Source organism: Gordonia sp. SL306 (assembly GCF_026625785.1).
Taxonomy (GTDB): domain Bacteria; phylum Actinomycetota; class Actinomycetes; order Mycobacteriales; family Mycobacteriaceae; genus Gordonia.
Genome location: NZ_CP113063.1, coordinates 633,426 through 646,020, shown reverse-complemented (window position 1 = coordinate 646,020; position 12,595 = coordinate 633,426). Strand labels below are relative to the sequence as shown.

At 66.2% G+C, this 12,595-nt stretch carries 13 protein-coding genes and 1 other RNA gene; 10 read left to right on the top strand and 4 right to left on the bottom strand.

Going from position 1 to position 12,595, the window contains the following annotated elements; all coding sequences use genetic code 11:
- Positions 1–7: 7 nt before the first annotated feature.
- Positions 8–403, bottom strand: a complete 396-nt coding sequence (locus OVA31_RS03100) for a VOC family protein (protein WP_267629656.1) — start codon at positions 401–403, stop codon at positions 8–10.
- A gap of 86 nt (positions 404–489) precedes the next feature.
- Positions 490–1,311, bottom strand: a complete 822-nt coding sequence (hisN, locus tag OVA31_RS03095) for a histidinol-phosphatase (RefSeq protein WP_267629655.1) — start codon at positions 1,309–1,311, stop codon at positions 490–492.
- A 107-nt stretch (positions 1,312–1,418) separates the two neighbouring features.
- On the opposite strand from hisN, the gene OVA31_RS03090 reads away from it, so the two are divergent.
- The 9 genes from OVA31_RS03090 (at position 1,419) to ssrA (ending at position 8,404) form a co-directional block, all read left to right on the top strand.
- Complete coding sequence (locus tag OVA31_RS03090; protein WP_267629654.1) at positions 1,419–1,817, top strand: hypothetical protein; 399 nt, start codon at positions 1,419–1,421, stop codon at positions 1,815–1,817.
- A gap of 68 nt (positions 1,818–1,885) precedes the next feature.
- The gene (prfB, locus tag OVA31_RS03085) at positions 1,886–3,001 is read left to right on the top strand and encodes a peptide chain release factor 2 (protein WP_267629653.1); all 1,116 of its coding nucleotides are present in this window, start codon (positions 1,886–1,888) and stop codon (positions 2,999–3,001) included.
- Positions 2,994–3,950, top strand: coding sequence for a mechanosensitive ion channel family protein (locus tag OVA31_RS03080; RefSeq protein ID WP_267629652.1), 957 nt, complete (start codon positions 2,994–2,996; stop codon positions 3,948–3,950). Before prfB ends, OVA31_RS03080 begins: the two co-directional genes overlap by 8 nt.
- Positions 3,940–4,404 carry a hypothetical protein gene (locus OVA31_RS03075; RefSeq protein WP_267629651.1) on the top strand — a complete coding sequence of 155 codons (465 nt, stop codon included), beginning with the start codon at positions 3,940–3,942 and terminating at the stop codon, positions 4,402–4,404. The genes OVA31_RS03080 and OVA31_RS03075 overlap by 11 nt, the downstream gene beginning before the upstream one ends.
- A 72-nt stretch (positions 4,405–4,476) precedes the next feature.
- Positions 4,477–5,163 (top strand): cell division ATP-binding protein FtsE, encoded by a 687-nt coding sequence (ftsE, locus tag OVA31_RS03070; RefSeq protein ID WP_164308894.1) that lies wholly within the window; start codon positions 4,477–4,479, stop codon positions 5,161–5,163.
- 86 nt (positions 5,164–5,249) lie between these two features.
- Positions 5,250–6,158 (top strand): permease-like cell division protein FtsX, encoded by a 909-nt coding sequence (gene ftsX / locus OVA31_RS03065; protein ID WP_190265677.1) that lies wholly within the window; start codon positions 5,250–5,252, stop codon positions 6,156–6,158.
- A gap of 25 nt (positions 6,159–6,183) precedes the next feature.
- A complete protein-coding gene (gene smpB / locus OVA31_RS03060) occupies positions 6,184–6,657 on the top strand; it encodes an SsrA-binding protein SmpB (RefSeq protein WP_164308896.1) in 474 nt (157 codons plus the stop codon).
- Between the two features lie 3 nt (positions 6,658–6,660).
- The gene (locus OVA31_RS03055; RefSeq protein WP_267629650.1) at positions 6,661–7,938 is read left to right on the top strand and encodes a glycoside hydrolase family 27 protein; all 1,278 of its coding nucleotides are present in this window, start codon (positions 6,661–6,663) and stop codon (positions 7,936–7,938) included.
- A 95-nt stretch (positions 7,939–8,033) separates the two neighbouring features.
- Positions 8,034–8,404, top strand: a transfer-messenger RNA (tmRNA) gene (gene ssrA / locus OVA31_RS03050).
- A gap of 71 nt (positions 8,405–8,475) precedes the next feature.
- Here ssrA and OVA31_RS03045 read toward each other — a convergent pair.
- Positions 8,476–9,978 carry a carboxylesterase/lipase family protein gene (locus OVA31_RS03045; RefSeq protein ID WP_267629649.1) on the bottom strand — a complete coding sequence of 501 codons (1,503 nt, stop codon included), beginning with the start codon at positions 9,976–9,978 and terminating at the stop codon, positions 8,476–8,478.
- A 193-nt stretch (positions 9,979–10,171) separates the two neighbouring features.
- On the opposite strand from OVA31_RS03045, the gene OVA31_RS03040 reads away from it, so the two are divergent.
- Positions 10,172–11,968 (top strand): long-chain-acyl-CoA synthetase, encoded by a 1,797-nt coding sequence (locus tag OVA31_RS03040; RefSeq protein ID WP_267629648.1) that lies wholly within the window; start codon positions 10,172–10,174, stop codon positions 11,966–11,968.
- On the opposite strand, the gene OVA31_RS03035 is transcribed toward OVA31_RS03040, so the two are convergent.
- Positions 11,908–12,591 (bottom strand): alpha/beta fold hydrolase, encoded by a 684-nt coding sequence (locus OVA31_RS03035; RefSeq protein WP_267629647.1) that lies wholly within the window; start codon positions 12,589–12,591, stop codon positions 11,908–11,910. The two genes, OVA31_RS03040 and OVA31_RS03035, sit on opposite strands and share 61 nt — an antisense overlap.
- Positions 12,592–12,595 lie beyond the last annotated feature (4 nt).

The window sequence follows — 12,595 nt, the reverse complement described above, 5'->3', positions numbered from 1 at the left end:
CCCGCGCTCACGCAGGTGGGGCGAAGAACTCGAGGGCGATGCCGTCGGGATCGCGAAACGAGATGCCCGAGCCGTAATGAGCGTGCTTCACGCCGCTGTGTGTAATGCCGAGCCCATCGAGACGTGTTGTCCACGAATCGAGTTCATCGCGCCCGACCGCGAACGCGATGTGATCGAGGCCGGTGCGTCGTTCGTCGAAGGCGTCGTCGGGTCCCGGCTCGGTGTGCGTGTGCAGACCGAAGAGCATGCCGCCGTCGAGGGCGAAGACGGTGTGATGAAAGGTGCCCGACTCCTCGTCCTCATCGAGCACGGGGCCCGCTCCGAAGAGTTCGGTGTACCAGCGGGTGCTGGCGTCGAGGTTCGTGACGGTGATGGCGGCATGGGTCAACGCGGGAAATGCCATGTCAGGTGCTCCTTGGTCGGCGAGTGCCCCCGTCTCACCGATCCTAGGCGTGCCGACACCGACATTGAACTCTCCGAACGGACGGTTCAGGGACGTTTCGGGGCGGGTGCGAGCGCCTCGAGTGCTGCGTCCTGCAGCCGTCCGTTGGTGGCGACGGCGCTGCCGCCGGCAGGCCCGGCGGTGCCGTCGAGTGCGGTGAAACTCCCGCCCGCCTCGCGGACGAGGATGTCGAGGGCGGCGAGGTCCCAGAGGGAGACCTCGGGTTCGGCCGCGATGTCGACGGCGCCCTCGGCGACGAGGCAGTAGTTCCAGAAGTCGCCGTAGCCGCGGACCCGCCACACCTCATCGGTGAGCGCGATGAACTCGTCGCGGATACCCCGATCCGCCCAGCCCGACAGACTCGAGAATGCGAGGCTGGCCGACGGCAGCTCGGCGACGGCGGTCACGGACAGCCGGCGCGGCAATTCCTCACCGTCGAACACCGAGAATGCGCCGAGGCCCTCGGCGGCCCACCATCGTCGGCGCAGCGCAGGCGCCGACACCACGCCGACCCGCGGGACGCCGTCGACGAGGAGTGCGACCAGCGTCGCCCACACGGGCACACCGCGGACGAAGTTCTTCGTGCCGTCGATGGGGTCGACGACCCATTGCCTACCGGTCAGCACGGCGTCCCCGCCGAACTCCTCACCGAGTACCGCGTCATCGGGACGCCGGGCCGCGAGCCGTTGGCGCACCATGGTCTCGCATGCGAGGTCGGCGTCGGAGACCGGAGTGAGGTCGGGCTTGTCGTCGACGCGCAGATCGACCGCGCCGAACCGTTCCATTGTCAGGGCATCGGCCGAGTCCGCGAGCGACAGCGCGAGTTCGAGATCGTCGGAGATCCCGGTGGGCGCGAGGTCGTGTGGCATGCGGGTAGGTTATCGCCACCGCCACGCACGTCACACCGGAGATCGACGATGACCTCCGCCGAAGCGGTACGTCGGATTTGCCCGACCGCCGACGGTAGGGTGGGCGCATGTGGCTCGCGGTGGCGTTCAGTGCGATCTTGGCGGCTCTTCTGGTGGCGTTGCTCGTCCAATGGCAGCGCGGGCGTAACCCGCGCCCGCTCGACCCGTCGAGGGCAGGTCAGTTCGTGCAGGGCACGCTGACGGTCACAGGTGTCAGCGACCGGCCCGACCAGGGCGACGCGAAGGGCGAGAGGTACTGCACGGTGTCCGGGACGATCGTCGGACCACAGACCGATCCCGCCGAGGTCTACGGAACCCTCGTGTTCGGTGAGAACGACCCGTGGCCCCAGATCGGCGCCGACCTGCCGGTCGTCTACAAGCCGGGCAAGGCGACATCGTCGTGGCGGTTCGGCGAGTTGCCGCCCATGGATTCACCGCCACCGCCCGGGCAGTTCCCACCCGCGTGATCATCTCCGGTACGAGCTAGCGGACAGGGGCAGACCGAGACGGTTTTGCCCCGGTAGTCTTGATCACCGTGCATCCCGACGTAACCGCAGACCTCGAATCCATCGGCACCACCTTGACCACGGTCGAGAAGGTGCTCGACCTCGACGAGTTGCGTCGACGGATCGACGAGCTGGAGATGCAGGCCTCTGACCCCGAGCTATGGAACAACCAGGAGCACGCGCAGAAGGTCACCAGCGAGCTGTCGCATGCGCAGTCGGAGTTCCGCAAGGTGAGCGAACTGCGCCAGCGTCTCGACGATCTTCCCGTCCACTACGAGCTCGCCGAGGCGGAGGAGGGCGACGACAAGACCGCCGCGCTGGCCGATGCGGATGCCGAGCGCGCGTCGTTGCGGGCCGATGTGGAGGCCATGGAGGTCAAGACCATGCTGGCCGGCGAGTACGACCAGCGTGATGCACTGGTCAACATCCGCTCCGGCGCGGGTGGTGTGGACGCTGCGGACTGGGCGCAGATGCTGATGCGCATGTACATCCGCTGGGCCGAGAAGCACAACTACGGCGTCGAGGTGTACGACACCTCCTACGCGGAGGAGGCGGGCATCAAGAGCGCCACCTTCACGGTGAAGGCGCCGTACATGTACGGCACGCTGTCGGTCGAACAGGGCACCCATCGTCTGGTGCGCATCAGTCCGTTCGACAACCAGAGCCGTCGTCAGACCTCGTTCGCCGAGGTCGAGGTGCTGCCCGTGGTCGAGACCACCGACCACATCGACGTCGACGAGAACGACGTGAAGGTCGATGTGTACCGGTCGTCGGGACCCGGTGGCCAGTCGGTCAACACCACCGACTCCGCGGTCCGGCTGACCCACATCCCGACCGGGATCGTCGTGACCTGTCAGAACGAGAAGAGTCAGCTGCAGAACAAGGCGTCGGCGATGCGTGTCCTGCAGGCCAAGCTGCTCGAACGCAAGCGTCAGGAGGAGCGGGCCGAGCTCGACGCCCTGAAGGGCGACGGCGGTTCGAGCTGGGGCAACCAGATGCGTTCCTACGTCCTGCACCCGTATCAGATGGTCAAGGACCTGCGGACCAACGTGGAGGACAACAACCCGACCGCGGTCATCGACGGCGACATCGACAAGTTCATCGAAGCCGGAATCCGATGGCGGATGGCCTCGGCGGATGCGTGACCTGACGCCTCTCGCGTTCGCCGACGGCGCGACGGCATCGGTGCTCGGGCGGTTCTACGTCTGGGCGGCCACCGACGGACTCGAGATCCTGATCTGGATTCTCGGTGGCCTCCTCGTCATCCGTTGCATCCGATGGTCGGCCGAGAAGTACGCGGTCCGCGTCGAGTCGCAGTTCCACAACAGCGACCTGATCGTCCAGACCGAGGACGCCAAGCATCGCCGGGCACTCGTCGACGTGGTCGCGTGGACGCTGATCGTCATCGTGGCGATCATCGTGATCTTGCGCATCATGGTGGTGTTCAACATCCCGATCACGGGCCTGACCGGACCCGGCGCGGTCATCGGTGCGGCTCTCGGTTTCGGCGCGCAACGCGTCGTCCAGGACATTCTCGCGGGGTTCTTCGTCGTCGCCGAGAAACAGTACGGCTATGGCGATGTGGTCAGCCTCGCGGTCACCGGGGGCATGCTCGCCGAGGGCACCGTCGAGGACGTCACGCTGCGTATGACCAAACTTCGCACCAGCGAGGGCGAGGTGATCACGGTGCCGAACGGTCAGATCATCAAGGCGACCAACCTCTCCAAGGACTGGGCGCGCGCGGTGGTCGACGTCCCGGTGCCTGCCGAGGCCGACATCGCGAAGGTCAACGAGACACTGGATCGGGTCGGGGTCGACTTCTACGAGGAGAAGCGGTGGCATGACCTGATGCTCGACCCGCCCTCGCCGCTGGGCGTCATCGACCTCGAGTTGGACTCGATCACCGTCCGCGTGGTGGCACGTACGCTGCCGGGCAAGCAGTTCGACATCAGTCGTGCCCTGCGTGTCAGCATCGTGCGGGCCCTGGCCCGTGAGGGGATCACGGTGGCGCCGGGGCGCGAGGTGGAGGCCGCGAGTGGCCCGCCTGCCGCGCTGGCCGACGAGGTCGGGAAGGCGAAGCATCGTGACGAGTGAGCACGACGATCGCGGCGAGGTCGGACACCGTGAACCGCGCGACTGGCGACACATCTACAAGACCCGCATCCGCACGAGTACGGCCATCTTGCTGATCGTCTTCTTCGGATCGGTCGTGCTCTACGGCTACACCTCGCAGCGCTACGGGGTGGTCGCCCCACCCACACCGCAGCCGGCACGTACGACGCAGTCGAGCACCACGACCACCGAGACACCGAAGCCGTCCTCGACGCCGAGTTCGACACCGTCGTCGACCTCGACCACGGAGTCGACGACGACCACGGGCGATGAGACCGGCCAGAACGACAACCCCGACGGCGACCAGACCGGTCAGCAACAACAGGGCACCACCACGACGACACGTCAGACCGTCCCTGGTCTGCCAGGCGTGACGCTGCCGAACTTCGGCAATGCGCCGCAGAACGGGGACGAGAGTTCGGTGCCGCAACGGTGAACGCCGAGCGTGGATCGACGGTGACGCGGACCTGAGCGGACCTCTCAGGGCCCACAGTTACACTGGCTTCTCGTGATCACGCTGGAGAACGTCACGATGAAGTACAAGGCTTCCAGCCGACCCGCCCTGTCAGACCTCAGTCTCGAGGTCGACAAGGGTGAGTTCGCGTTCCTGATCGGTCCGTCGGGCTCGGGTAAGTCCACCTTCTTCCGACTGCTGTTGAAGGAAGACAAGCCGACGTCGGGGCAGGTTTACGTGGGCGAGTTCCACGTCAACACGCTCAAGGCGCGCTCGGTGCCCAAGCTGCGTCAATCGATTGGCTGCGTGTTCCAGGACTTCCGTCTGCTGCAGCAGAAGTCGGTGTCGGACAATGTCGCCTTCGCCCTCGAGGTCATCGGTAAGCCGCCGTCGACGATCCGCCGGGTGGTGCCCGAGGTGCTCGACTACGTCGGGCTCGCGGGTAAGGCCGACCGGATGCCCAACGAACTCTCCGGCGGAGAGATGCAGCGGGTCGCAATCGCCCGGGCGATCGTGAATCGCCCGCTCGTCCTGCTCGCCGACGAGCCGACCGGAAATCTGGATCCGGAGACGAGCGAGGAGATCGTCGATGTGCTCGACCGGGTGAACCGGCGCGGCACGACGGTGGTCATGGCCACTCACGACCGCCACATCGTCGACGCGATGCGTCGACGGGTCCTCGAGTTCGACAACGGCCGGCTGGTCCGCAACGACCCGCAAGGTGTGTACGGCATCGGTTAGCCGAGCGCCCGCACCCGCCCCGTGACACGACCGCCGGAGGGAAACCGCCCCTTCCGCCCTCGATCCCTGTAAGGACTGCGCACTCCATGCGAGCGAACTTCATCATCAGTGAGGTCCTCAACGGTCTCCGCCGCAATGTGACCATGACGATCGCCATGATCCTGACCACGGCGATCACTCTCGGCATCTTCGGTGGCGGACTGTTGGTGATCCAGATGGCCGACAAGAGTCAGAAGATCTTCCTCGACCGGGTGGAGATGCAGTTCTTCATCAATGACGCGGTCTCCGAAGCGGATCCCAACTGCCAGCAGGCACCGTGTTCGGTTCTGCGCACCGAGATCCAGAACCAGCCCGGTGTCGGCTCGGTGACCTTCATCGATCGCAAGGAGGCCTTCGAGGCCGCCAAGCAGACGTTCAAGGACAACCCTGACATCGCCGACAACATCCGCGAGGGCACCATCCCGGCGTCGCTCAAGGTGCGGATGTCCGATCCCTCGCAATTCGGGCCGGTGCTCGACGAGTTCAAGGATCGGAAGGATCTCGGCGTCGACGGGGCACTCGACCAACGCGAGTTGGTGAAACGAATATTCAGTGTGCTCGACGGAACCCGCAACGCGGCGTTCGCCGTTGCGCTCGTGCTCGCGCTCGCGGCGATCCTGCTGATCGTCAACACGGTGCAGGTGGCGGCGTTCACCCGTCGGACCGAGGTGTCGATCATGCGATTGGTGGGCGCCACCCGGTGGTACACGCAGCTGCCGTTCCTGCTCGAGGCGGTGGTCGCGGCCCTTGTCGGTGCATTCCTTGCGATCGGAGGGCTGTTCACCGCGAAGGTCCTCTTCTTCGACAAGGCCCTGGCGGATCTGTACGGTGTCAACATCCTGGCGCGTATCGGGGCATCCGACGTGCTGTTCGTGTCCCCGTGGCTGATCATCGGTGGAATTCTGTTGTCAGGCGTCACCGCATATGTGACGCTTCGCGTGTACGTCCGCGAGTGACGAACCCAGACGAGGAGGTGTTGAGATGGTGAAGGAGAAGGGCCGCACGGTCATCGCGACGAACCGTAAGGCGCGCTACAACTACGCCATCCTCGACACCTACGAGGCCGGGATCGCGCTGCTGGGCACCGAGGTGAAGAGCCTGCGGGACGGCAAGGCATCGCTCGTCGACGCCTTTGCCACCGTCGACGACGGTGAGATCTGGCTGCGCGCCCTGCACATCCCCGAATACGGGAGCGGATCGTGGACCAATCACACGCCGCGCCGCAATCGGAAGCTCTTGATGCACCGGCGTGAGATCGACAACCTGATCGGCAAGATCCGGGACGGGAATCTCACCCTGGTCCCGCTGTCGATGTATTTCAGCGACGGCAAGGTGAAGGTGGAACTCGCACTCGCGCGAGGCAAGCAGGCGCACGACAAACGACAGGACATCGCGCGGCGGACCGCGCAGCGTGAAGTGGCCCGTGAGATTGGTCGTCGCGTCAAGGGGATGTGATCGGTGCCGATTCCTCGAGCCCGGGCGACGCGCCGCCGACTTCTCTGCGTGGTGGCCGTCGGGTTGGCCGTGCTGATCGCGGGCTGCACCCCGGATCCGCCGGGTCGGATCGGCGGTGACGCGGTCGCCGTCGCCGATCTGCCCCCGACTCCGCCGATGGGATGGAACAGCTGGAACACTTTCGGCTGCAACATCACCGAGCAGATCGTGCGGGCACAGGCCGACGCGCTCGTGTCGTCGGGTCTGCGGGACGCCGGCTATCGGTATGTGGTGGTCGACGATTGCTGGGCGGCCGATCAGCGTGCCGCCGATGGTTCGCTGCAGGCCGATCCGGCCCGGTTCCCGTCCGGGATGGCAGCACTCGGAACCTATCTGCATGAGCGCGGGCTCGGGTTCGGTGTCTATTCGGGCGCGAGCGAACAGACCTGCACCCAATTCCAGGGGACGTACCCGGGCTCGACCGGGAGTCTCGGGCACGAAAAGCAGGATGCGCGGACCTTCGCCGACTGGCAGGTCGACTACCTGAAATACGACTGGTGCTCAAGCGATTCCGACCATGACCACCAGGTCGAGGCGTTCACCGCGATGCGTGACGGCATCCGCGACACCGGGCGGCCGATCCTCTACAGCATCAATCCCAACAGCGGGGTGAGCGGTTCGGTACCGGGCACCCGCTACGACTGGGGCGGGGTGGCGACGATGACGCGGGTCACCAACGACATCGAGCCGAAATGGTCCACGGACACCGGGTCATCGGGGTCCCAGGGCATCACCGACATCGTCGACGCCATCGCGCCGTTGGCGGCCCGGGTGCGGCCGTCGTCATACAACGACCCCGACATGCTGGTCGTCGGTGTGGACGGCGATCCGGGGTTGACCGTTGCGGAGCAACGGACACAGATGTCCATGTGGGCGATGATGGCCGCGCCCCTGATGGCAGGAAACGACCTCACGCGGATGTCGCAGGCGACGATCGACATCCTGCGGAATCGGGCGATCCTCGCGATCGACCAGGACCAGCGCGTGAGCGCGGGCGCACCCGTGGACGACGATCCCGAGATCTGGGCACGAGCGATCGGGGAGAAGGGCATCGTCGTCTCGTTGACCAATCGGGCCGGTCATCCCCGCCGGATGTCGGTGCCGTTGACGAGCCTGGGTCTGGTGGGCGACAAGACCGTGAGTGCGGTGGACGCGTGGACCGGAAGGCGATACCAGGCCTCGGGCGGCCGGCTCAGCGCCGACGTCGGTGTTCACGACACGGTCGTCTTGCAGATCGCGTGAGCAGGGCGACCGGCCGCTGCGGATACCCGGATGATTTCGTCGCCGGGCGTTGTTAGACTGAAGTGCTCACCGAGAGATCGGTGGGTTCCTGTCTCGGGGCTGATCGGTTTCGACTGCGTGCGTCGAGGTAGGGGAAGCGTGTCGGTGCAGGCTAGAGACCACCGTAAGCGTCGTAGCAACCAATTAAGCGCCGATAAGAATCAGCGCGACTACGCCCTCGCTGCCTGACAGCGACGGCTAGTCTGTCGGCCCGGGTCTGCTCCCAGCCCGGGTCCCGGCATCATCTCAGGGAGCTCACCGTCCTCGCCGGTCGCGGGTGTGGACGGGACAACCAACAGCGACTGGGATCGTCATCCTGGCTTGTTCGCGTGACCAGGAGATCCGAGTAGAGGCATAGCGGACTGCACACGGAGAAGCCCTACTGAAGCGACGGAGGACCCGGGTTCAATTCCCGGCAGCTCCACAGCAGACGGCCCCCGGACCACATGGTCCGGGGGCCGTTTCCGTGTCCGTGGTGCGGCGGTTGCCGGGTCGCGGTCAGCGCACGCCCTCCCACGCCTCCCGTTCGTCCTTCGCCGGATCGGAGACGTCGGCCACCACGTCGGCGATCAATCCCACATGCCGGGCACTGAGATCGTAGGACGTCCACCCCGGAGAGCCGGTGGTGACGAAGTCGACCCAGACGCGATGGGCCGTGTCGGCAACCGCCTGCGACGGATGGTCGCCGAGGCGAGGCGCCACCGTCTTCTCGTGCAGGGTGTCGAAGACGAACGGGATCTCCGCCGCGTGCGACGCGCCGAACCCGTGGTTCGCCGCCGGATCCGGATAGTCGAATCGGTACAGCCAGGTCGGCGCACCACCGGCCCGCACTCGTGCCTCCGTCACGCGCACAGCCGGGATGCCGAAGAACCAGTCGGTGACGACCGCGGCGACGAGATCGCCGGGGCTCGCGCCCGGACGGTTCCGCGAGTAGGTCTCGATTGCCTGCGCGTCCAGTCCGTAAACCTGCGCGGTCGCGGTATAGGTCGATTCGTCGATGAGGTCGATGGTCTGGGGGGCCACCAGGAACAGGCGTGCCTCGTCTCTGGTCGAGCCGGTCAGCACCGTGACGTCGGAGCCCGCGCCCTCGGCCATGGCGTCGAGAGGGTGGCGCGGCAGGACATCTCCGTCGACGACGGGAGCAAAGGGCAGCAGACTCATCGCGAGGGTGCCCCACTTCTCGGGGTCGGGAGTGGTCTGCACCTCGGTCACCAGATCAGCGGCGGCGGCCACCAGCCGGTCCAGCGGCACCGCCGCGATGGCCTCTCGGGTCGGCTCGACGCCGAGCGACTCGGCGAGGTACCGCCCGACCATCAGTCCCTGTTCGGGACTGATGGTGTGCGCGGTGGCACCCGACTGGGTGATCGCCCGCGTGAACAGGCCGTGGGCGGAGGGCATCGTCAGCAAGGTGGACACACTCATCGCGCCGGCGGATTCGCCTGCGACGGTCACCTGAGCGGGATCGCCGCCGAACGAGGCGATGTTCTCCTGTACCCATCGCAAGGCGCAGATCTGGTCCTGCAGTCCGAGATTGGCGGTGCCGTCGTCGAGGAACAGGAAGCCTTCGGCGGCCAGCCGGTAGTTCACCGACACGAGAACCACCCCGTCCCTGGCGAACGCGGTGCCGTCGTACTCGGCCACCGAGTTCGATCCGTTCATGAACGAACCGCCATGGATCCACACCAGCACCGGCCGCGCGTCGTCGAGGCCGGGGGACCAGACATTCACGTTCAGGCACTCGTCGCCGTCGACGGTCACCTCGGCGAAGAGCGTCGCGTAGTGCGGCGGGTAGTCACCCTTGGGTACCGTCGGGCCGAACTCATCGCAGTCCCGGGGCTCCTGCCACGTCTCCGGAGGCTGGGGAGGACGCATCCGGTTGACGCCGAACGGGGCTGCCGCGTAGGGGATTCCGAGGAACCGGACGACGCCGTCGGTGAGTCGGCGGCCGCGTACGGGTCCGGCCGTCGTGGTGACGACGGGACGATCGGATTCATCGGACATGGCAATCCTCCATGCCGCTGTGATGGTGGTCACATCAGTATCGGTCGGGGCCGCTGGATCGTCCGACGAATCGGCGATCCTCTTCTGACCACAGGTGTCTTCGGATAGCCTGGCGGTCACGATCGGGTCGGTTGTGGCGTGCGCGGGGGCGGACGTGTCGATCGGCGACAAGCGATGCTGGGGAGGAACACAGATGGCGGCAATGGCGGAGAACCGTGACCACATCGAGGTGACCGGGGGAGACATCCTGCGTGGTCTGCGTGGGATCGGCAAGGACTGGCGCATCCTCGCCGGCGTGGTCCCGAAGATGATCCCTCGACCGCTCACCCGGCGGGAGTCGGTCGGGAAGACATTCCAGGAGACGGCGGCGAAGTACCCTGACCGCCCGTTCCTGCGGTTCCACGGCGAGTCGATGACCTACCGGGAATGCAACGCCCAGGTCAATCGCTTCGCGGCGTTCCTCGCCGAGCGGGGGATCGGCCGTGGCGATGTGGTCGCCATCCTGGCCAAGAACCACCCCGACGTCGTGCTGTGCATGCTCGCAACCGTCAAACTCGGTGCGATCGCCGGCATGATCAACTTCCATCAGCGAGGCGCGGTGCTCGAGCACAGCCTCGGTCTCATCGATGCGAAAATCCTTCTGCTGCAACCAGGGCTGGAAGAAGCCGTGGAATCGGTGCCGAGTGAGTCGTTGCCTGCCGTGATCGTCGACTTCGACGATCTGAAGTCGCAGAGCGCCACACTGAGCCCGGTCGACCCGGCCGTGACCGACACCGTCCAGGCCGGCGAGACGGCTTATTACATCTTCACCTCCGGCACAACGGGATATCCGAAGGCCAGCAAGATGAGTCATCATCGGTGGCATGTCGCGATGCACGGCATCGGGGGCATGGGTGTGCGGCTGCGCCCGGACGACACAATGTATGCGGCGTTGCCCTTCTATCACAACAACGCTCTGACGGTGTCCGTGTCGGCGGCGATGCGCGCCGGTGCCTGCGTGGCGGTCGGCGAGCAGTTCTCCGCGTCCGGATTCTGGGACGACATCATCCTCAACAAGGCCACTGCGTTCTGCTACATCGGTGAGCTGTGCCGCTACCTGCTCGCCCAGCCGGAAAAGCCCACCGACCGTACGCATTCCGTCCGTGTCGTGGTCGGGAACGGACTGCGGCCGGAGATCTGGGACGAGTTCACCACACGGTTCGGGATCGACCGGGTGGCCGAACTGTATGCCGCCAGTGAAGGGAACATCGGTTTCGTCAATCTGCTGGGGATTCCGAAGTCGGCGGGCTTCAGCCCGCTCAAATACGCGATCGTGGAGTTCGACGAGGAGAGCGGGGAGCCGCGCCGCGACGGCGACGGCCACGTGATCCCGGTCGGCAAGCACGGCACCGGGCTCCTGCTCGGTGAGATCAACGATCGGGCCCATTTCGACGGATACACCGACCCGAAGGCGTCGGAGAAGAAGGTCGTCGGCGATGCGGTGAAGGCCGGCGACCGTTGGTTCAACACCGGAGACGTGGTGCACGATCAGGGATTCGGCCACATCGCCTTCGTCGACCGGATCGGGGACACCTTCCGGTGGAAGGGTGAGAACGTCGCGACGACCGAGGTCGAGGCGGCACTGGACTCCTGCGACCTCGTCGATCAGTCGGTGGTGTTCGGCGTCGGCGTGCCGGGAGCGGACGGCAAAGCGGGCATGGCCGCTGTCCTGCTGGCCGACGGTGCCCCCTTCGACCCCGACAAGATTGCCGAGCATGTGCGGGAGACGTTGCCGCGCTACGCGATACCGCTGTTCATTCGAATCGTCGATCATCTCGAACACACCTCCACGTTCAAGAACGTCCGAGTCGATCTCCGAAATCAGGGGTACACCGACACCGGGGACGACCCGGTGTTCGTCCTACGGGGAACCCCCGCGACCTACGAGGCCTACCGGGCCGAGCACCTCGACGATGTGATCGCGTCGGCAGGGGCGAAGGTCTCCTCCTGAGCCGATGACGCGGCCGGTTCGCGACGACGGGTGAGGGCCGCACCGACGAAATCGAGTGCGGCACCGTGCCAGAGCCGGATGTGATCGAGCATGGCGTGATCGCCGTCGGGTACCGGCACGAATGTGGCGTCCACGCCGCGGGCCGCCAGTTCGTGCACGCCTTTCTCCGTGCGGCGCGGGTAGGTCCGCTCGTCGGCGGTCCCGTGTATCGCCACCACGCGGACCCCGTCGTGGATGAAGCGCCAATCGGCGTACTGCCACCACGGGGCGAGGGCGAGCAAACCGACGACCCGCCGATCGGCCGCCAGCTGTGCACCCACCCGGCCGCCCATCGAGTGCCCGATCAGCGCGACCGGCACACCGGGGTGAGTGCGCTCGAGGTCGTCGAGTGCGGCACGCGCGTACGGCATCGGACTGTTCTGTCGGCCGTTCCACCCGTAGACGCGATAGCGGACCTGCCGCACGCATACCGACCGCCCGAACCGCGCCCGGATCGACCAGGTGAACGGATACATCCGGAGTGCGGACGCCTGACGTGGACTGAACGGTCGGTAGCTGGAGTCGGTGCCGCCCGGCAGGACGAGCACGAGTAGTCGGGGTGTGGTCGGTGCGCGCTTCGCCACGTGT

What these genes read in the sequence shown, in the direction of transcription:
- smpB (WP_164308896.1), top strand. Translation starts at nt 6,184, where the DNA reads ATGGTGAAGGAGAAGGGCCGCACGGTCATCGCGACGAACCGTAAGGCG.
- OVA31_RS03080 (WP_267629652.1), top strand. Translation starts at nt 2,994, where the DNA reads ATGCGTGACCTGACGCCTCTCGCGTTCGCCGACGGCGCGACGGCATCG.
- OVA31_RS03090 (WP_267629654.1), top strand. Translation starts at nt 1,419, where the DNA reads ATGTGGCTCGCGGTGGCGTTCAGTGCGATCTTGGCGGCTCTTCTGGTG.
- OVA31_RS03100 (WP_267629656.1), bottom strand. Translation starts at nt 403, where the DNA reads ATGGCATTTCCCGCGTTGACCCATGCCGCCATCACCGTCACGAACCTC.
- OVA31_RS03040 (WP_267629648.1), top strand. Translation starts at nt 10,172, where the DNA reads ATGGCGGCAATGGCGGAGAACCGTGACCACATCGAGGTGACCGGGGGA.
- OVA31_RS03045 (WP_267629649.1), bottom strand. Translation starts at nt 9,978, where the DNA reads ATGTCCGATGAATCCGATCGTCCCGTCGTCACCACGACGGCCGGACCC.
- ftsX (WP_190265677.1), top strand. Translation starts at nt 5,250, where the DNA reads ATGCGAGCGAACTTCATCATCAGTGAGGTCCTCAACGGTCTCCGCCGC.
- hisN (WP_267629655.1), bottom strand. Translation starts at nt 1,311, where the DNA reads ATGCCACACGACCTCGCGCCCACCGGGATCTCCGACGATCTCGAACTC.